Annotated in this window: 16 protein-coding genes; 12 read left to right on the plus strand and 4 right to left on the minus strand. The window is 64.6% G+C overall.

Annotated elements, in window-relative coordinates; all coding sequences use genetic code 11:
* Positions 1 to 34: 34 nt before the first annotated feature.
* Positions 35 to 3,295 (minus strand): DNA translocase FtsK, encoded by a 3,261-nt coding sequence (locus R6258_RS08550; protein ID WP_318449248.1) that lies wholly within the window; start codon positions 3,293 to 3,295, stop codon positions 35 to 37.
* A gap of 245 nt (positions 3,296 to 3,540) precedes the next feature.
* Between R6258_RS08550 and aat the strand changes: the two genes are divergently transcribed.
* The 3 genes from aat to infA all read left to right on the plus strand — a co-directional run bounded on the left by aat (position 3,541) and on the right by infA (position 5,339).
* Positions 3,541 to 4,236 carry a leucyl/phenylalanyl-tRNA--protein transferase gene (gene aat, locus R6258_RS08555; protein ID WP_318449249.1) on the plus strand — a complete coding sequence of 232 codons (696 nt, stop codon included), beginning with the start codon at positions 3,541 to 3,543 and terminating at the stop codon, positions 4,234 to 4,236.
* Between the two features lie 13 nt (positions 4,237 to 4,249).
* Positions 4,250 to 4,987 carry an arginyltransferase gene (locus tag R6258_RS08560; protein ID WP_318449250.1) on the plus strand — a complete coding sequence of 246 codons (738 nt, stop codon included), beginning with the start codon at positions 4,250 to 4,252 and terminating at the stop codon, positions 4,985 to 4,987.
* A gap of 133 nt (positions 4,988 to 5,120) precedes the next feature.
* Complete coding sequence (gene infA, locus R6258_RS08565) at positions 5,121 to 5,339, plus strand: translation initiation factor IF-1 (RefSeq protein ID WP_013332816.1); 219 nt, start codon at positions 5,121 to 5,123, stop codon at positions 5,337 to 5,339.
* Positions 5,340 to 5,567: 228 nt separating this feature from the next.
* Here infA and clpA read toward each other — a convergent pair whose 3' ends face one another.
* Together clpA and clpS are read right to left on the minus strand one after the other, a co-directional pair.
* Positions 5,568 to 7,832, minus strand: coding sequence for an ATP-dependent Clp protease ATP-binding subunit ClpA (gene clpA, locus R6258_RS08570; RefSeq protein WP_318449251.1), 2,265 nt, complete (start codon positions 7,830 to 7,832; stop codon positions 5,568 to 5,570).
* 96 nt (positions 7,833 to 7,928) lie between these two features.
* Positions 7,929 to 8,321 carry an ATP-dependent Clp protease adapter ClpS gene (gene clpS / locus R6258_RS08575; protein ID WP_318449461.1) on the minus strand — a complete coding sequence of 131 codons (393 nt, stop codon included), beginning with the start codon at positions 8,319 to 8,321 and terminating at the stop codon, positions 7,929 to 7,931.
* Positions 8,322 to 8,622: 301 nt separating this feature from the next.
* Here clpS and R6258_RS08580 point away from each other — a divergent pair, with 301 nt between their 5' ends.
* The 9 genes from R6258_RS08580 (at position 8,623) to R6258_RS08620 (ending at position 17,278) form a co-directional block, all read left to right on the plus strand.
* Positions 8,623 to 9,219: a pseudouridine synthase gene (locus R6258_RS08580; RefSeq protein WP_318449252.1), complete on the plus strand. Its 597-nt coding sequence runs from the start codon at positions 8,623 to 8,625 to the stop codon at positions 9,217 to 9,219.
* Positions 9,216 to 9,665, plus strand: a complete 450-nt coding sequence (locus tag R6258_RS08585; protein ID WP_318449253.1) for an NUDIX hydrolase — start codon at positions 9,216 to 9,218, stop codon at positions 9,663 to 9,665. The genes R6258_RS08580 and R6258_RS08585 overlap by 4 nt, the downstream gene beginning before the upstream one ends.
* 83 nt (positions 9,666 to 9,748) lie before the next feature.
* Positions 9,749 to 10,897: a tRNA 2-thiouridine(34) synthase MnmA gene (gene mnmA / locus R6258_RS08590; RefSeq protein ID WP_318449254.1), complete on the plus strand. Its 1,149-nt coding sequence runs from the start codon at positions 9,749 to 9,751 to the stop codon at positions 10,895 to 10,897.
* Positions 10,894 to 11,529 carry a high frequency lysogenization protein HflD gene (hflD, locus tag R6258_RS08595; protein WP_318449255.1) on the plus strand — a complete coding sequence of 212 codons (636 nt, stop codon included), beginning with the start codon at positions 10,894 to 10,896 and terminating at the stop codon, positions 11,527 to 11,529. Before mnmA ends, hflD begins: the two co-directional genes overlap by 4 nt.
* A gap of 95 nt (positions 11,530 to 11,624) precedes the next feature.
* Positions 11,625 to 12,989, plus strand: coding sequence for an adenylosuccinate lyase (gene purB / locus R6258_RS08600; protein WP_318449256.1), 1,365 nt, complete (start codon positions 11,625 to 11,627; stop codon positions 12,987 to 12,989).
* A gap of 37 nt (positions 12,990 to 13,026) precedes the next feature.
* Entirely contained in the window at positions 13,027 to 14,229 is a 1,203-nt protein-coding gene (locus R6258_RS08605; RefSeq protein WP_318449257.1) for a cupin domain-containing protein, read from the plus strand.
* Positions 14,226 to 14,660, plus strand: coding sequence for a GNAT family N-acetyltransferase (locus R6258_RS08610; protein WP_318449258.1), 435 nt, complete (start codon positions 14,226 to 14,228; stop codon positions 14,658 to 14,660). The genes R6258_RS08605 and R6258_RS08610 overlap by 4 nt, the downstream gene beginning before the upstream one ends.
* A 377-nt stretch (positions 14,661 to 15,037) precedes the next feature.
* On the plus strand, positions 15,038 to 16,636 hold the full coding sequence (locus R6258_RS08615; RefSeq protein ID WP_318449259.1) for an isocitrate lyase: 1,599 nt from the start codon (positions 15,038 to 15,040) through the stop codon (positions 16,634 to 16,636).
* Positions 16,637 to 16,804: 168 nt separating this feature from the next.
* Positions 16,805 to 17,278 carry a glycine zipper 2TM domain-containing protein gene (locus R6258_RS08620; RefSeq protein ID WP_318449260.1) on the plus strand — a complete coding sequence of 158 codons (474 nt, stop codon included), beginning with the start codon at positions 16,805 to 16,807 and terminating at the stop codon, positions 17,276 to 17,278.
* A 160-nt stretch (positions 17,279 to 17,438) separates the two neighbouring features.
* On the opposite strand, the gene R6258_RS08625 is transcribed toward R6258_RS08620, so the two are convergent.
* A complete protein-coding gene (locus tag R6258_RS08625) occupies positions 17,439 to 17,723 on the minus strand; it encodes a hypothetical protein (protein WP_318449261.1) in 285 nt (94 codons plus the stop codon).
* Positions 17,724 to 17,997: the final 274 nt, after the last annotated feature.

Consider the following 17,997-nt stretch of genomic DNA (forward strand, 5'->3'; position numbering starts at 1 on the left):
GGCTTCCTCATTGCTTGCACAAGAAATCGCCACCTCAATCGCCCACCGGCGGCGGCGCCAGCACCTCGCGGCTGCCGTTGGTGCCCATCGACGATACCACCCGTGCGGCCTCCATCGACTCGACCAGCCGCGCCGCCCGGTTGTAGCCGATCTTGAAGCGCCGCTGGACGGCCGAGATCGAGGCCCGGCGCGATTCGGTGACGAACATTACCGCCTCGTCGTAGAGCGCATCCTGCTCGGCATCGCCCTCGCCACTGTTTTCGGCTTCCAGCCCCGTCAGGGCGTCGGCATTGACGCCACCGGTGAGTATCTCCTCGATGTATTCAGGCTCGCCGCGGCGCTTCCAGTCCTCGACCACGCGATGAACTTCATCGTCGTCCACGAAGGCACCGTGCACGCGGGTCGGCATGCCCGCGCCGGCCGGCAAATAGAGCATGTCGCCATGGCCGAGCAGTGCCTCGGCGCCGCCCTGGTCGAGAATCGTCCGCGAATCGACCTTGGAGGAGACCTGGAACGCCATCCGCGTGGGAATGTTGGCCTTGATCAGGCCGGTCACCACGTCCACCGAAGGCCGCTGGGTGGCGAGTATCAGGTGGATGCCCGCGGCTCGCGCCTTCTGCGCCAGTCGCGCGATCAACTCCTCGACCTTCTTGCCGACGATCATGAACATGTCGGCGAATTCGTCGATCACCACCACGATGTAGGGCAATTTCTCGAGAACCGGCGGCTGTTCGTGCATCTGCCAGGGTTGCGGCTCCCACAGCGGGTCGGCGACCTGCGCGCCGGCGCGCTCGGCCTCGTCGAGCTTGGCGTTGAAGCCGGCAATGTTGCGTACGCCCATCGCCGCCATCAGCTTGTAGCGCCGCTCCATCTCGGCGACGCACCAGCGCAAGCCGTTGGCCGCCTCCTTCATGTCGGTGACCACCGGCGCCAACAGATGCGGAATGCCATCGTAGACCGACAGTTCGAGCATCTTGGGATCGACCATGATCATCCGGACATCGTCCGGCGAGGCCTTCAGCAACATCGAGATCAGCATGCCGTTGACGCCCACCGACTTGCCCGAACCGGTGGTGCCGGCGACCAGCAGGTGGGGCATCTTGCCCAGGTTGGCGACCACCGGTGCGCCGCCGATGTCGTGGCCCAGCGCCAGCGTCAGCGGTGAAGCCGCCTGCTGATAGGCGTCGGAGTCGATCACTTCGCGCAGGCGGATCATCGCCCGGTTGGGGTTGGGGATCTCGATGCCCACGGTCGGCTTGCCGGGAATGATCTCAACCACCCTGACGCTCTTGACCATCAGCGAGCGCGCCAGGTCCTTGGCCAGGTTGCTGATCTTGGAAACCTTCACGCCGGCGGCGGGCTTGATCTCGAAGCGCGTGATCACCGGCCCGGGCCAGGTCTCGACCACCTCGGCCTTGACGCCATACTCGCGCAGTCGCGTCTCGAGCAATTCGGCCATGTCGGCGAGCTGGTCCGGCGTGTAGTTGGGCTGCTGCGGGTCGGGGGGCGTCAACAGCCGCAGCGATGGGAACTCGCCATCCGGCTCGGGCATGTTGTCCATCACCGGACGCTGGCTCTGCAGATGCTCGACCGTCCACAACGCCGGCCCCTGCGGATCGTCGGCAGCCGCCTGGGCCTGCGCGGCGGTGGCGACGCGCGGCAGCTGCGACTCATCGTCGTCGTCATTTGCGCGAAGCGGCTCGGGCTCGGTCGGCTGAGGGCTCTCGGCGGGAGCCTCCTGAGCCGGCTCGTGCCGGGCATCGCTGGCCGCTGCAGCGCCCCAGCTCAGCTTCGGCTCGCGATCATCGCCCTGCTCGTCCTCGGGATTGTCATCGCGCCACGTCGTCCAGTCGATGTCACGCGGCTCCTGACGCGCCGCGGCCCCAGCAGCCGTAGCGCTCGCGGGTTCCACATGGGCCTTCGCACCCGGATCAGTGGCCCTGGCGTCTTCGTTGTCATGATGAATCGGCGTATTGGTATCGCGAGCCTCATTTCTTCCCTCGCGATCGGGCGCTTTGCCTGCCCGCCCGTCAATCCCGGCACGCGCCGGCGACGCAGCCCCGGGGCGCGGCGAATCCGCCGGCTCGGCGCTGATCGGTCGCGCGATGCTGGCCGGAATCGGCGGCTCATCGTCATCGGGCAGGATCGGCTCGGGTACCGTCTCGGGCACGCGGCGTGTCTCAGCGCCGGCAGTGGACGCCGAGGCGGGGGCGCTCGAAGCAGCATTGCGCTGGGCCGACATCGCCTCCCTGATGCGCGCTTCCTGGACGCTATAGGCGGCCTCGGGACGCTTGGCGGATGGCGTGCGCTCGGGAACGTCCCAGGGTATGTCGGTACCGCGGTCGCGCTCGGCGCGCAGCGGCGCTTCGCCGTGCGAGGAGGTTGAAGCGGCTGAACGGGCGCTTGCCGGCGCCTCCTCGGGGGTATCGTGCAATTGCGGCTCGAGGCGTTGCCCCCCCGCCAGCACGGGCGCTGCCTGCCAGTCCGCCGCACGTCCCATGCCTAGCCAGCGCCGCCACCAAGGCAATGCACTTTCAGTGACTTGCGCGTGAGCGCTCGCGTCCGCGTAGGCCGGCGTTTCGTTCGCCGAGGCGTTATCGGCCGCCGACTCACCGCCCCTCGCCCGCTCACGCGAGCCGCCGAACTGGTGGGCGAGCCAGGTCCATACGCGCTGAGTGCGCATGCCCAACTCGTCCATGACGGAAAGCCAGGAGAGGCCTGAGAACAATGGGAAACCGCACAGGAACGCCGCCAGCGCCAACAGCGTCGCTCCGCGCAGACCGACCAACGGCTGCAGGGCTTCGCTCAGGCCCTCGCCCAGAATGCCACCGGCCTTGTAAGGCAGCTCGCTGGCCGGGTTGAAGAAATGCAGCGATCCCAGGCTGGTGGTGGCAAGCAACAGCAGCACAAGACCGGCCGCACGCACGGCCAATGCCGTGGCGTCCCACTCCACACGCACCTCACGGCGGCGCATCAGCCGCCAGGCGGCAAAACCCAGCATGCCGGGCCACCAGAGCGCGCTGGCACCGAACAGTGAGTACAGCACGTCGGCCAGCCAGGCGCCGACCGACCCCATCCAGTTATCGACGCCCTGCTCGGGCCCGCTCTGCGACCAACCGGGATCGGCGGGCACGTAACTGAACAGCGCCAGCAGCAGAAATACGCAGCCCGCCAGCAACAAGATGATCACCCCCTCGCGGGATGCGCCCTGCAGGCGCACACCGAAGCGGCGAGCGCGCTCCTTGGCCTGGGACGCCGCCTCGCGCCGCCCCGGGGTTTTCTTATCGACACTCAAAAGGCCCTACCCCCTTCACATCACCGGCGGTGCGGCTCGAGGCGCGCCTGTCCGCCACCGTCCGGCCTCGTCTAACCGGTTATATTCACCCGAGCCGCCATCATACCGAGCCTGACCGACCGGTCACAGGGGCAGCGCATGCCTGTTGGCCACAAAAATGCAGTGCAACATTGAGTCGCCGGGTTAGCAACGGCAAACTTGGCATGCTTCGACACGCCCCACCCTATCGTCACACGGCTCGACACATGCTGCCCTGGTTATCCGCGCACCCGGTTCGCTTTCCCGATCTCGACCTGGCCCTCGACGAGCCCAACGGCCTGCTTGCCGCCGGTGGCGCATTGACCTCGGAGTGGCTGGTCGCGGCGTACCGTCGTGGCATCTTTCCCTGGTTCTCCGACGACCAGCCGATTCTCTGGTGGAGCCCCGACCCGCGAATGGTGCTGTTTCCGGAGGAGTTGCGCGTACGGCGCAGCCTCGCCAAACGACTGCGCAATGCCGGTTTCGAGATCACCCGCGACCAGGCTTTCGATGGGGTCATAGCGGCCTGTGCCGAGCTGCGAGACGACACTGAAGGCACCTGGATCACCACGCCCATGCAGGCCGCCTACCAGCGCCTGCACCGGCTGGGCCACGCCCACTCCGTGGAGGTCTGGCGCGGTGGCCAGCTCATCGGTGGGCTCTACGGCGTGGCGCTGGGCCACGTCTTCTTCGGCGAGTCGATGTTCAGCCGCGAGAGCGACGCATCGAAGGTGGCGCTGGTGCATCTGGCCCGACACCTGCAGGCCAGCGGTGGCGGCCTGATCGACTGCCAGATGCATACCGCGCACCTGGCCAGCCTGGGCGCCCGCGACATCGCCCGCGATCGCTTCATCGTCTATCTTGAGCAGTATGCCGGCAAGCCGGCGCTGAACTGGGCGCTGCCCTCGTCATCCAGTGAATGAGGAGTTCGTGATCGTGAGCAGTCGCGCTCCACAGCAGCCGACCCGGGATCTGCGTTTTTTCCTGACAGTGCCCCATGCGTGCAGCTACCTACCCGATCGCGAGGCCACCACGCTGTTTCTCGATCCTCAGGAATCGCCCGGCCAGGGCGTCTACGATGCACTGGCCCTGCTCGGCTTTCGGCGCAGCGGCCGGCACCTCTATCGGCCGCATTGCGAAGGTTGCAGCGCCTGCATCTCGGTTCGCATTCCCGTCGAGGACTTCGCGCCCAACCGCACCCAGCGCAAACTGTTGCGGCGCAACGCCGATCTCAGCGTGCATGAGCGCTCGGCGGCCTTCGACGCCGAGCACTACGCCCTCTATGCCCGCTATATCCGTGCCCGACATGCCGACGGCGACATGTACCCGCCGAGCCACGAGCAATACCGCACCTTCCTGACGCTCGATCATCCCTATGCGCGGCTGCTCGAGTTCCGCCGCGGCCAGCAGCTGCTGGCCGTCGCCGCCATCGACGTGTTGAGCCACGGGCTGTCGGCCATCTACACGTTCTTCGACCCTTCGCCAGAGCACGAACGCCGCTCGCTCGGCACCTACGCGGTACTGCAGCAGGTCGCCATGGCGCGGCGCCTGAATCTGCCCCATGTCTACCTGGGTTACTGGATCCGCGAATCCCCGAAGATGAACTACAAATACTCCTTTCAGCCGCTGGAGCTCCTCGACGGGCGCCATTGGCGACGCGCCATTCCGCTGTAAAATGCGCTTTCTTTGCCTTGACGCGCGGCATGCGGCAGAATAACGGGCTATCTTGATCAGCGACGGCATCCGCATTCGCGCTCAACGAACATCGCCATCGCGCTATCGCAACCCAGTGGAGGATTCGCCTAATATGGCACGAGAAGATCACATCGAGATGGAAGGCGTCGTCGTCGACACCCTGCCCAACACCATGTTCCGCGTCGAACTGGAGAATGGGCACGTGGTGACGGCCCACATCTCGGGCAAGATGCGCAAGAATTACATCCGCATCCTGACCGGCGACAAGGTCAAGGTCGAACTGACCCCCTATGACCTTTCCAAGGGCCGTATCGTCTACCGTTCCCGTTAACGGGCACGCGCCTTCCTCGCCAGTTCGCTAGAAAGAACCGCCAAAGCCGGAATGTCGAGCCCCAGCACGGCCCGCCACCACCCGTCGACTCGCACCCTCGGGTTGATGCCTGATCGTTGCAATCCGTTAGCGGCCTTCATCGCCGCCCAATAAAAACGCCCCGTCGTTCTCCGACGAGGCGCTATAAACTGCGGTTAGCCGGGAGCCCAGCGGACTCCCGGCAACACCTCAGGCTATCTCGGCTTCGGTAGCCAGTTGCAGTTCACCGTCCTCGACGGTGACATGTACCACGCCACCGTTGTCGGCCAGCTCCCCGAACAGGATCAACTCGGCCAGCGGCTTCTTGAGTTTCTCTTGGATTACCCGAGCCATCGGCCGGGCGCCCATCTCGGGATCGTAGCCGCGCTCGGCCAGCCACAGCCGGGCCGCCTCGTCGACATCGAGCTGGACGCGCTTCTCGTCGAGTTGCGCCTGGAGCTCGACCAGGAACTTGTCGACCACGTTGCGCACCACTTCCGGCGCCAGGCCGTGGAACTGGATGATACCGTCGAGCCGGTTGCGGAACTCCGGCGTGAAGGTCTTGCGAATGACCTCCATGCCATCGGTGGAGTGATCCTGATTCTGGAAGCCGATCGAACGGCGGGCGATCTGCTCGGCCCCGGCGTTGGACGTCATGACCAGTATCACATGGCGGAAGTCCGCCTCGCGACCGTTGTTGTCGGTCAGCCGCCCGTGATCCATGACCTGCAGCAGCAGGTTGAAGACTTCCGGGTGGGCCTTCTCGATCTCGTCGAGCAGCAGTACGCAATGCGGCTGCTTGGTGATCGCCTCGGTCAGCAAGCCGCCCTGGTCGTAGCCGACATATCCCGGCGGGGCACCGATCAGACGCGATACGGTATGCCGTTCCATGTATTCGGACATGTCGAAGCGCACCAGCTCGATGCCCATCAGTTGCGCCAACTGACGCGCCACCTCGGTCTTGCCGACCCCCGTCGGCCCGGAGAACAGGAAGCTCCCCACGGGCTTGTCGGGGGCCTTCAGCCCGGCGCGCGACAGCTTGATGGCCGAGGCCAGGCTGTCGATCGCCTCGTCCTGGCCGAAGACCAGCATCTTGAGGTCGCGATCCAGGTTGGACAACAGCTTGCGATCCGAACTCGACACGCTCTTCGGCGGAATCCTGGCGATCGAGGCGACGATCGCTTCGACCTGCTCGACGTCGATGGTGTCGATACGCACCTCCGGCGGTAGCAGGCGCTGGTGAGCGCCCGCCTCGTCGATGACGTCGATCGCCTTGTCGGGCAGGTGACGATCGTTGATGTAGCGATCCGCCAGCCGCACGGCGCTGTCCAGCGCGGCATCGGTGTACTTGAGCTGATGATGCTCCTCGAAACGCCCGCGCAGCCCCTTGAGGATGCGAATGGTGTCCTCGACCGAGGGCTCGAGCACGTCGACCTTCTGGAAACGCCGCGCCAGCGCCCGATCCTTCTCGAAGATGCCGCGGAATTCCTGGAACGTGGTCGAACCGATGCAGCGCAGCTCACCGGAAGACAACAGCGGCTTGAGCAGGTTGGACGCGTCCATCACCCCACCGGATGCCGCACCGGCGCCGATCACGGTATGTATCTCGTCGATGAACAGGATCGCATTGGGCTGCTTCTTGAGTTCGGCCAGCAGTCCCTTGAGACGCTTTTCGAAGTCGCCGCGATACTTGGTACCGGCAAGCAGCGCACCCATGTCCAGGGCGTAGACCACGCCATCGCTGATGACGTCGGGCACGTCCTCCTCGACGATGCGCTTGGCCAGCCCTTCGGCGATCGCCGTCTTGCCGACGCCGGCCTCGCCGACCAGCAACGGGTTGTTCTTGCGCCGGCGCGCAAGGATCTGCACGGTGCGCTCGAGTTCATGGTCACGACCGATCAGCGGATCGATCTTGCCGAGCCGCGCCTGTTCGTTGAGGTTGGTCGCATAGCCGGTCAACGGGTGAGTATTGCCTTCGCTCATTCCCTCTTCACCCTCCTCGGCGTCCTGTGACGGCGACGGGCTCTGGCCATGGCCGGCCACCTTGGAAATGCCGTGGGCGATATAGTTGACCGCATCCACGCGCGCCACATTCTGCTGCTTGAGGAAATAAACCGCCTGGCTTTCCTGTTCGGAGAAGATCGCCACCAGTACGTTGGCGCCGGTCACTTCCGACTTGCCGGATGACTGCACGTGAAAGACCGCACGCTGCAGTACGCGCTGGAAGCCCAGCGTAGGCTGCGTTTCACGATCCTCCTGATCCTCGGGGATCAGCGGAGTGGTGGAATTGATGAAGTCCTGCAGATCAGAGCGCAACTTGTCCAGGTTGGCACCGCAGGCACGCAGAACGTCTGCCGCGGAGGCATTATCCAAGAGAGCCAACAGCAGGTGCTCGACGGTCATGAATTCATGACGCTTGGAGCGCGCCACCGTAAAGGCCGTATTAAGGGTCAGTTCAAGTTCTTTGCTCAGCATGGCAGTCCCCTTCCTCGCCGCCTAGGGCATCGTCGGCACTTTCACAATCGGGCACTTTGGGGTATTTCGCAACCCCGGACTTCACGTTGCCAGACGTTAGTCGGCCCTATCGATATCACACAGCAATGGATGCTGACATTCTCGCGCGTATTGGTTGACCTGATGACTCTTGGTCTCCGCGATGTCACGGGTGAAAATGCCGCACGTCGCTTTACCTTGGGTATGTACCGCCATCATGATCTGCACGGACTTTTCGTGGTCCATATTGAAGAAGGTCTGCAGCACTTCGACGACGAACTCCATGGGAGTGAAATCGTCGTTGTGTAAAACCACCTTGTAACGCGGCGGCTCTTCCAACTCGGGGTCCGCCGGCTTGACCGAAAGGTCGCCCTCCTCCTCGTGTTCGGGCCCGGGTGGGCGCGTCATGCCCGACCGGACCGTAGCGGACCGCTGGAGCGCCTTCGCATCGGGGTGTTGTGCAAAAACCATCGACATTCTCTCGTCTCTATTGAACATAAGAGCCAGAATCCATCTGCACAAGCCGGAACGCGCATTGACGCACCCATTAGAACGCCAAGGAACGTCCGGGTTCCCTGCGCCGGCCTGGCCTGAAAAATTCGCGTCAATGCCTTGAAGATGCGTCCGCCGGGGCCCGCTTGCAAGGGAGCCGCGAAAATAAGCGCGCTCATGGCATACTGTCGACCATCATGCCTGCCGCTCGGCAGCGACAACCCAGGCAAGGACGCGATAGCCTGTCTCTGTCGCTTCCTTGGCCGGCGCTGGATTCCAGATGAGTACCTTGTACCTGCTCAACAAGCCGTTTCATACGCTCTCGCAGTTTACCGACGATCAAGGCCGCGCCACGCTGGCCGACGTGATCGACGTTCCGGGCATCTATGCTGCGGGGCGTCTCGACTACGATTCGGAGGGGCTGTTGCTGCTCACCGACGACGGCGGACTGATTCAACGCATCAGCGACCCACGCCATAAGCAGCCCAAGACCTACTGGGTGCAGGTGGAGGGCAACCCCGATGCGACGGCTCTGCGCGCCTTGCGCGAAGGCGTCGTTCTCAACGACGGCCCGACCCGCCCGGCCCAGGCACGCATCATCCCGCCCCCCGAGATCCCGCCACGCAACCCGCCGATCCGCGAACGCCGCCAGTTGCCCACCAGCTGGCTCGAACTGGTTCTGCGCGAAGGCCGCAACCGCCAGGTGCGCAGGATGACCGCCCATGTCGGCCTGCCGACACTGCGCCTGGTGCGAGCCGCCATCGGGCCCTGGCGGCTAGACGGCCTGGCACCGGGCGAGTGGCGCTGTGAAACGCTGCACGCACCGGCCTCCCCGCGCCGGAAATACTCCCGCCCGACCCGGAGAAAGCGCTCATGAACCGCTGGTCGCCCCGAATCACCGTCGCCTCCGTGATCGAGCGCAGCGGGCGTTATCTGCTGGTCGAAGAGGATCGCGGCGGCCCTTTCAGCCAGTTCAACCAACCCGCCGGGCACCTGGAGCGCAACGAACGGCTGATCGAGGCCGCGGTGCGCGAAACCCGCGAGGAGGCCGCCTGGCAGGTCGCCATCACCGACTACCTTGGGCTTTATACCTACAGCGCCCCTGATGGCCTGGTGTTCCATAGCCACGCCTTCGTCGGCACGGCGCTAGCGCACCTCGGCAATGCCCTCGACGACGGGATTCTCGCCGCCCATTGGTTGACCATCGATGAGATCGACGACCTGGAACGCGCCAGGCGGCTGCGCAGTCCGCTGGTGATGCGACGCATACGCGACCTGCGTGGCGGCCGGCTTTTCCCGCTCGATGTGATCCAGGAACGGTGACGCTCGAAGCGATGTGCCGATTTCAGGTATAATCCCGCGCATTCTTTTTTGTTAGCTCCCAACGTCTCCAGCCGAGAGTGACCATGTCATCGCAAGTCGCGGCTTCGGCCCTTCATACCACACCGCCCGCCGCCGGCAAGGTCATCGTCGGGATGTCCGGTGGTGTCGACTCGTCCGTTTCCGCGCTGCTGCTGCTCGAGCAGGGCTATCAGGTCGAAGGACTGTTCATGAAGAACTGGGACGAGGACGACGGCACCGAATACTGTACGGCCAAGGATGACCTGGCGGATGCCCAGGCGGTCTGCGACAAGCTCGGCATTCCCCTGCACACTGCCAACTTCGCCGCCGAATATTGGGACAACGTGTTCGAGCACTTTCTGGCCGAATATCGCGCCGGACGCACGCCCAACCCCGACGTGCTGTGCAACCGCGAGATCAAGTTCAAGGTGTTCCTCGAGTATGCCGAGATGCTGGGTGCTGCGTCGATCGCCACCGGGCACTATGTCCGCCGAGGCACCCGCGACGGCCGCGAGCGCTTGCTCAAGGGTCTCGACGCCAACAAGGATCAAAGCTACTTCCTGCACGCGGTGGCCGAGAATGCCATCGCCCGCACGCTGTTCCCGGTCGGCGAACTGGAGAAGCCGCGGGTGCGCGAACTCGCCGAGCGCCATGACCTGGTGACCGCGCGCAAGAAGGATTCCACCGGTATCTGTTTCATCGGCGAGCGTCGCTTCCGTGATTTCCTGCAGCAGTACCTGCCGGCTCAGCCGGGCCAGATCGCGACGCCCGAGGGCGACGTCATCGGTGAGCACATGGGGCTGATGTACTACACCCTGGGCCAGCGCCAGGGGCTGGGCATCGGCGGGCTGGCCGACTACCCCGACGCGCCCTGGTACGTGGCCGGCAAGGATCTCGACAACAATATCCTGACCGTGGTGCAGGGCAAGCATCATCCGCTGCTGTACAGCGACGCCCTGGTCACCGAAGCCATGGATTGGATCGCCGGCGAGCCCCCCGCCCCCGAGCGGCGGCTCACCGCCAAGACCCGCTATCGCCAGGGCGACGTCCCCTGTCGCATGACTACCCGCGAGGACGGCGGCGTCGAGGTGGTTTTCGATTCCCCCCAGCGCGCCGTCACGCCCGGCCAGTCGCTGGTCCTCTATGACGACGACATCTGTCTGGGCGGCGGAGTGATTCGCGCGACCTGGCAACGGGAGACGTTAGCCGCATGAATGCCACGCCCATTCACACCGCCCCGGACGACCCGATAATGCGGCAAACGCTGGCCCTGGCCGGCGTCTTCCAGGCGGCGGCGGTGGTCGACCAGCTGGCCCGCCACGGCCAGGCCGACGAGCGCAGCTGGGAAACCCTGATTCGCGCCACCATCGACACCGACCCTGAAAGTTTCGAGGCCATCTACGGCGGGCACCCCAACAGCCTGCGCCAGGGTCTCGAGGTCCTCAATGCCGTGGTCGGTCGCGAGCGCACCGATCCGGCCGTGCTGCGCTACGGCTTTACCCTGCTGCTGCTGATGCAGAAGCTACGCAAGCAACCAGCGATGCTCGACACGCTGGGCGAACGCCTGGCGCGCGTCCAGGAGCAGGCCAGGCACTTCGGCGACACCCATGAGAATGTCGTCGCCAGTCTCGGCGAGATCTATCAGGACACCATCTCGACATTTCGTCAGCGTATCGTGGTCCAGGGCGAACCCAGCCTGCTCCAGCAACGCATGATGCCCGAGCGGGTACGTACGGCACTGCTCGCCGGGATACGCTTCGCCCTGCTCTGGCACCAGCAGGGCGGACGGCGCTGGAAACTGCTCGTGCAACGCAACGCCATGAAGAAGGCCCTGGACCGGCTCTGAACGCGGCACCCGGCTTTACTAGCCGAAGCTCGACAGACAGCCCTTACCTTGAACCGACGGCGCCCGCAAGGCGCCCTGACTCTCCGGACGACACCATGCAGCTCTCTCCGCTTACCGCACTCTCTCCCGTCGATGGCCGCTACGAGACCAAGACCCAGGCCCTGCGCGAACATTTCAGCGAGTTCGGCCTGATCCGCGCCCGGGTTACCGTCGAAGTGCGCTGGCTGGAGCGCCTCGCCGCGCATCCGCAGATCGTCGAGGTACCGCCGCTGTCCGCCGAGGCCAGCGCCTTCCTGGATAAGCTGGTCGCTGATTTCTCGGTCGAAGATGCCGAGCGCATCAAGACCATCGAGCGCACCACCAATCACGACGTCAAGGCGGTCGAGTACTTCCTCAAGGAGCGGGTCGCCGAATTTCCCGAACTGCACGCGGTCACCGAGTTCATCCATTTCGCCTGCACCAGCGAGGACATCAACAACCTTGCCTACGGCCTGATGCTCAAGGATGGCCTTGGCGTGCTGCAGCCGGTAATGCGCGAAATCGTCGCCGCGGTCGAGCGCCTGGCCCATCAGCACGCCGACCAGCCAATGCTCTCACGCACCCACGGCCAGACGGCCAGCCCGACCACGCTGGGCAAGGAGATGGCCAACGTCGCCTATCGCCTGCGTCGACAGCTCGGCCAGATCGAGTCCGCCGAGCAGCTGGGCAAGATCAACGGCGCGGTGGGCAACTACAACGCTCACCTGGCGACCTACCCGGAGATCGACTGGGCCGAGAACGCCCGGCTGTTCGTCGAAGAGCTGGGGCTCAAGTTCAACCCCTATACCACCCAGATCGAGCCGCACGACTACATCGCCGAGCTGTTCGACGCCTTCTGCCGTTTCCACACCATACTCATCGATTTCGACCGCGATATCTGGGGCTACATCTCGCTGGGCTATTTCAAGCAGCGCACGGTCGAGGGCGAGATCGGCTCGTCGACCATGCCGCACAAGGTCAATCCCATCGACTTCGAGAACGCCGAAGGCAATCTGGGACTGGCCAACGCGATCCTCGGCCATCTGGCCCAGAAGCTGCCGATCTCGCGCTGGCAGCGCGACCTCACCGACTCCACGGTACTGCGCAACCTGGGCGTCGGGCTGGCCTATGGGCTGATCGCCTACCACGCCACCCTCAAGGGGATCGGCAAGCTCGAGGCCAACCCGCAGCGCCTGGCGGAAGATCTCGACAACAGCTGGGAAGTGCTCGCCGAGCCGATCCAGACCGTGATGCGCCGCTACGGCATCGAGAAGCCCTACGAGAAGCTCAAGGAACTGACCCGCGGCAAGCGCATCGATCAGGCCGGCTTCGCCGCCTTCATCGATAGCCTGGCGCTGCCCGACGAGGCCAAGCGCGAGCTTCGCGCGCTGACCCCGGCCACCTACGTGGGTAACGCCGCGCAACAGGCCCGCGCGCTGTAAGCGCGACGCCAAACACCCACAGCACTGCGAGGAAGCCATGCCCGCCAACACTTCGCTGCCTCTGCTCGGCGGCCTGACTGCCGCGCAGTTTCTCGCCGATTACTGGCAGAAGCGACCGCTGCTGATTCGCGGCGCGCTGCCCGACTTCGTCACGCCGCTCAGCCCCGACGAACTCGCCGGGCTGGCCTGCGAGGAGGGCGTCGAAGCGCGGCTGGTCGAGGAGCACGGTCGCGACGCGCCCTGGCGGGTCACCCATGGCCCATTCGACGAAGCCACCTTCGCGCGCCTGCCCGAGCGCGACTGGTCGCTACTGGTCCAGGCCGTCGATCACTATGTACCGGCGGTCAACGCGCTGCTCGAAGCCTTTCACTTCCTGCCGCGCTGGCGGCTCGACGACGTGATGGTCAGCTATGCGCCGCCCGGCGGCAGCGTCGGCCCCCATGTCGACCAGTACGACGTCTTCCTGCTTCAGGGCAGCGGCAGCCGTCACTGGCAACTCGGCGGCCTGGTCGCCGACGACGCGCCGATCATCGCGGGCATCGATCTGCGCATCCTCGAGCGCTTCGAGGTCCAGCCCGGCGAGGACTGGCTGCTGGAGCCAGGCGACATGCTCTATCTGCCGCCCGGCATCGCCCATCACGGCGTCAGCCGCAGCGAGGATTGCATGACCTTCTCGGTGGGCTTTCGCGCCTTGTCCGCCGACGAATCGATCACCTCGTTCGCCGATTACCTCGGCGAGCAGCTACCCGAGTCGCGGCGCTATGCCGACCCCGACCTGGCCGCTCCATTGCATCCGGGCGAGATCGACGATGCCGCGCTGGCCCGCATCCGCGCGCTGATTCTCGACACCCTCGACGATCCTGCACAGCTCACGCAGTGGTTCGGGCGGGCGATGACCCAACCCAAGTACCCCGACCACCCCGTGGCCAGCGAACACGCGACCGAGGTCGATACGCTTGTCGCGGAACTACAGGACGGGGCGGTACTCGAGCGCACCCCCGGGTCGCGCTTCGCCTATCGCGGCGATGGCGAGACGCGGGCGACGCTGTTCGTCGACGGCGACGGCATCGACTGCCCGCTCGACCTGGCGCGCTGGCTGGCCGGCGATGAACCCCTCGATGCCCGCTTGCTCGAGCGACCCGAGGCCGCACGACTGCTGGCGCCATTGCTCGACCGCGGCAGCCTGAGCTGGCCGTCGCAAGATGGCGATGATGACGATTACAGAGAGGACGAGGCATGAGCACGGCGTCGTTGAGCATCGAACAGGGCGATTGGCGCCGGCTCGGTGAACAGGCCGGCGAGATACGCCGCCGGGTGTTCATCGACGAGCAGGCCGTGCCGCAGGAAGAGGAATGGGATGGCCGCGACGACGAGTGCCTGCACTTCCTGGTCCGGCTCGATGGCGATCCGGTGGGCACCGCCCGGCTGCTCCCCGACGGCCATATCGGTCGCGTCGCCGTACTCGCCGCGGGGCGTGGGCGCGGCATCGGCCTGGCACTGATGCAGGCGGCGATCGAGGCGGCGCGTGAGCGCGGCCACGCTCACGCCGAACTCGCCGCCCAGACCCACGCCCTGGCCTTCTACCGGCGACTGGGCTTCGAAGCCTATGGCGCCGAGTTCATGGATGCCGGAATTCCGCACCGCAATATGCGTCTCGACCTCACCCGATAACGTTAGAACCAAACCGCCCTCAAGAAATATCACTACAAGAAAGCGGTCTTAACAAACGCTTTTGTAGTCGAGCTACAACCCCCATTGCCGCCAAGTGTTAATTGCTGAGCCCCATAACCATGGGTCATATTGGCTTACATGGCGACGTTAAAACGACCGTTTTATAGCCTCGATATCCAGGAACTCTTCAATTCCTGTAGCGGATCGAACGTCGTCGACGAGAGCTTCCTAATGCGGCTCACTCCACGAACAGACAAGGCCTTTTTCGCGATTGCAGCATGAAGCCTCGCCGGTTCGAAATGCCGCATCAGCAGCGCTCGGGTTCGACAGGCGGTCAGTGGGCCGTCGACGATAATCAGCCAAGACGAGGACGCACCATGTCAGCCTATCGGGATGCCCTGACTAGCTTCACCCAGTTGTGCGACACGCAAGCCGGCAAGTGGGACAACATCAACCCCGAGCATGCCGCACGCATGGCTCTGCAGAACCGCTTTCGCACCGGCCTGGAGATCGCCCGTTACACCGCGGGCATCATGCGCCGCGACATGGCCGCCTACGATGCCGACTCATCGCGCTACACCCAGTCGCTCGGTTGCTGGCACGGCTTCATCGGTCAACAGAAGATGATCGCCGTGAAGCGCCATCACGGCACGACACAGGGTCGCTACCTGTACCTGTCCGGCTGGATGGTCGCGGCGATGCGCTCCGAGTTCGGCCCGCTACCCGATCAGTCGATGCACGAGAAGACCTCGGTTCCGGCGCTGATCGAAGAGCTCTATACCTTCCTGCGTCAGGCCGACGCCCGCGAACTCGGCCAGCTGTTCCGCGAGCTCGACACGGCGCGCGCCAAGGGTGACGAAGTCAAGGCCCGCGCCGCCCAGGACAAGATCGACAACTACGAGACTCACGTGGTGCCGATCATCGCCGACATCGATGCCGGCTTCGGCAACGAGGAAGCCACCTACCTGCTGGCCAAGCGGATGATCGAGGCCGGCGCCTGCTGCATTCAGATCGAGAATCAGGTCTCGGACGCCAAGCAGTGCGGCCATCAGGACGGCAAGGTCACCGTGCCCCACGAGGATTTCATCGCCAAGATCAACGCCGTCCGCTATGCCTTCCTCGAGCTGGGCGTCGACGACGGCGTGATCGTGGCGCGGACCGACTCGCTGGGCGCCGGGCTCACCCAGAAGCTGCCGGTCAGCCAGGAAAGGGGCGACATGGCCTGGCAGTACAATAGCTTCCTCGACACCGTAGCTGTTTCGGGCAGCGACGACATCGACGAGGGCGAGACGGTCATCAAGCTCGACGGCGAGCTGAGAAAGCCGTTGCGCCTGGCCAACGGCCTGTATCGCTTCCGCGCCGGCACCGGCGAGGATCGCGTGGTACTCGACTGTATCACCGCGCTGCAAAACGGCGCCGACCTGCTGTGGATCGAGACCGAGAAGCCGCATGTCGGCCAGATCGCCGGAATGGTCAAGCGCATTCGCGACGTGGTCCCCGACGCCAAGCTGGTCTACAACAACTCGCCCTCCTTCAATTGGACGCTCAATTTCCGCCAGCAAGTGTTCGACGCCTGGAAGCAGGAAGGCAAGGACCTCTCGGGCTATGACCGCGAGCAGTTGATGGACGCGCGTTACGACGATAGCGAACTCGGTGCCCTGGCCGATGCCTGGACCCGCGACTTCCAGCGCGACGCCGCCCGCGAGGCGGGCATCTTCCATCATCTGATCACCCTGCCGACCTATCATACGGCGGCGCTGTCCACCGACGAGCTGGCCAAGGGTTACTTCGGCGAGGATGGCATGCTGGCCTATGTCGCGGGCGTACAACGCCGCGAAATCCGTCAAGGGCTGGCCTGCGTCAAGCACCAGGCGATGGCAGGCTCCAATATCGGCGACGACCACAAGGAGTATTTCTCCAGCGACCGAGCGCTGAAGGCCAGCGGCAAGGACAACACCATGAATCAGTTCGGCTAGCATCGCGCCGTGGTACGATTCTGGGAGGCTTCGGCCTCCCTTTTTCGTATTCGATGGAGGGCTACAGTAGCTCTGCGGCACCTATCCCCTAGGCCATGGTCAAAGAGCGGCAATCACGCTAGACTCATTAAAGAACACCGTTTCCAAAGAAGCTCGCAGGAGATCGCAATGAAGCTAACGCACTATCTACCGGTACTGGCATTGGGCGTGCTGACGCTTGGCGGTTGTGCCAATACCGATACCTATTCGGGCGATGTCTATAGTGGCAGCCAGGCCAAGACCGGCCAGAGCGTGACCTACGGCACCATCGTCTCGGTGCGCCCGGTGCAGATTCAGGGTGGCGACCAGAACAGCGGCGTGCTCGGGGGGCTCGGCGGCGCCGTGATCGGCGGCCTGCTAGGTAATCAGATCGGTGGTGGCTCCGGCCGGACCATCGCCACCGCCGCAGGCGCCATCGGCGGCAGCGTGGCCGGGAAGAAAGTCGAAGATACCGCCAACAAGACCGACGCCTGGGAGATCGAAGTGCGTCGGGATACCGGCGACAGCGTCATCGTCGTGCAGAAAGCCGACCGCAACTGGCAAGCCGGCCAGCGCGTTCGGCTGATCGGCAGCGGCGCCAACATGAGCGTCGCGCCCTACTGAGTCGCTCGACGACGCCCCGTCTGCTTCGGCAACGCGGGGCGCACACGATCAGCAGCAGATAACGAACGAAAAAGCCCCACGGCCAGCCGTGGGGCTTTTTCATGTCTTCGGTTCACGCCTCGGGCGCCGTTTTGGCGATATCCGAGACCGGCGTAGACAGCTACTTGCGCGTCCTGGCCTTGCTCATTCCCCAACCGATCAGCTTGAGCACGACCCAACCGACCAGCAGCAAGATCAGCAGCGTCAACAGCATCGATACGGGATTGACGATGAGAGTGGCACCGAGAATGGCCAACGCCACACACCACACCCAGCGGTCGTCGCGACTACGCAACGCCTTGGGTATCCGGCGATCGATAAAGCGGCCGTAGGGACCGTCCCAGCCCTTAAGAGACAGAAACAGGATCACGGCGAAGGCGATCAGCCAGATCAGGGTCACGGTCATGAATTAGCTCCTGAAGGGTTCAATCGGAATGGTGATGAATAGGGCAAGCAGGTATGGTCGAAACGGCATCGACGTGACATTGACTGCCTGACTGCGGGGCGAATCGCACCCATGGCAGTCGCAACCGCCACGCACCGAAGCGTGCCACGGTCGTGTATCGCGAAACCTGAGCGCAGGGTAACCCCGCCTCGAAAGCCGCGCAACCGGCCCTCCGGCTCGGTCAACATCCCGTCGGGGAAGTCCCTCGGGCGCTCCGCGGGGCATCCTTGAACGC

This window comes from Halomonas sp. HP20-15 (genome assembly GCF_033446685.1).
Taxonomy (GTDB): Bacteria; Pseudomonadota; Gammaproteobacteria; order Pseudomonadales; family Halomonadaceae; genus Modicisalibacter.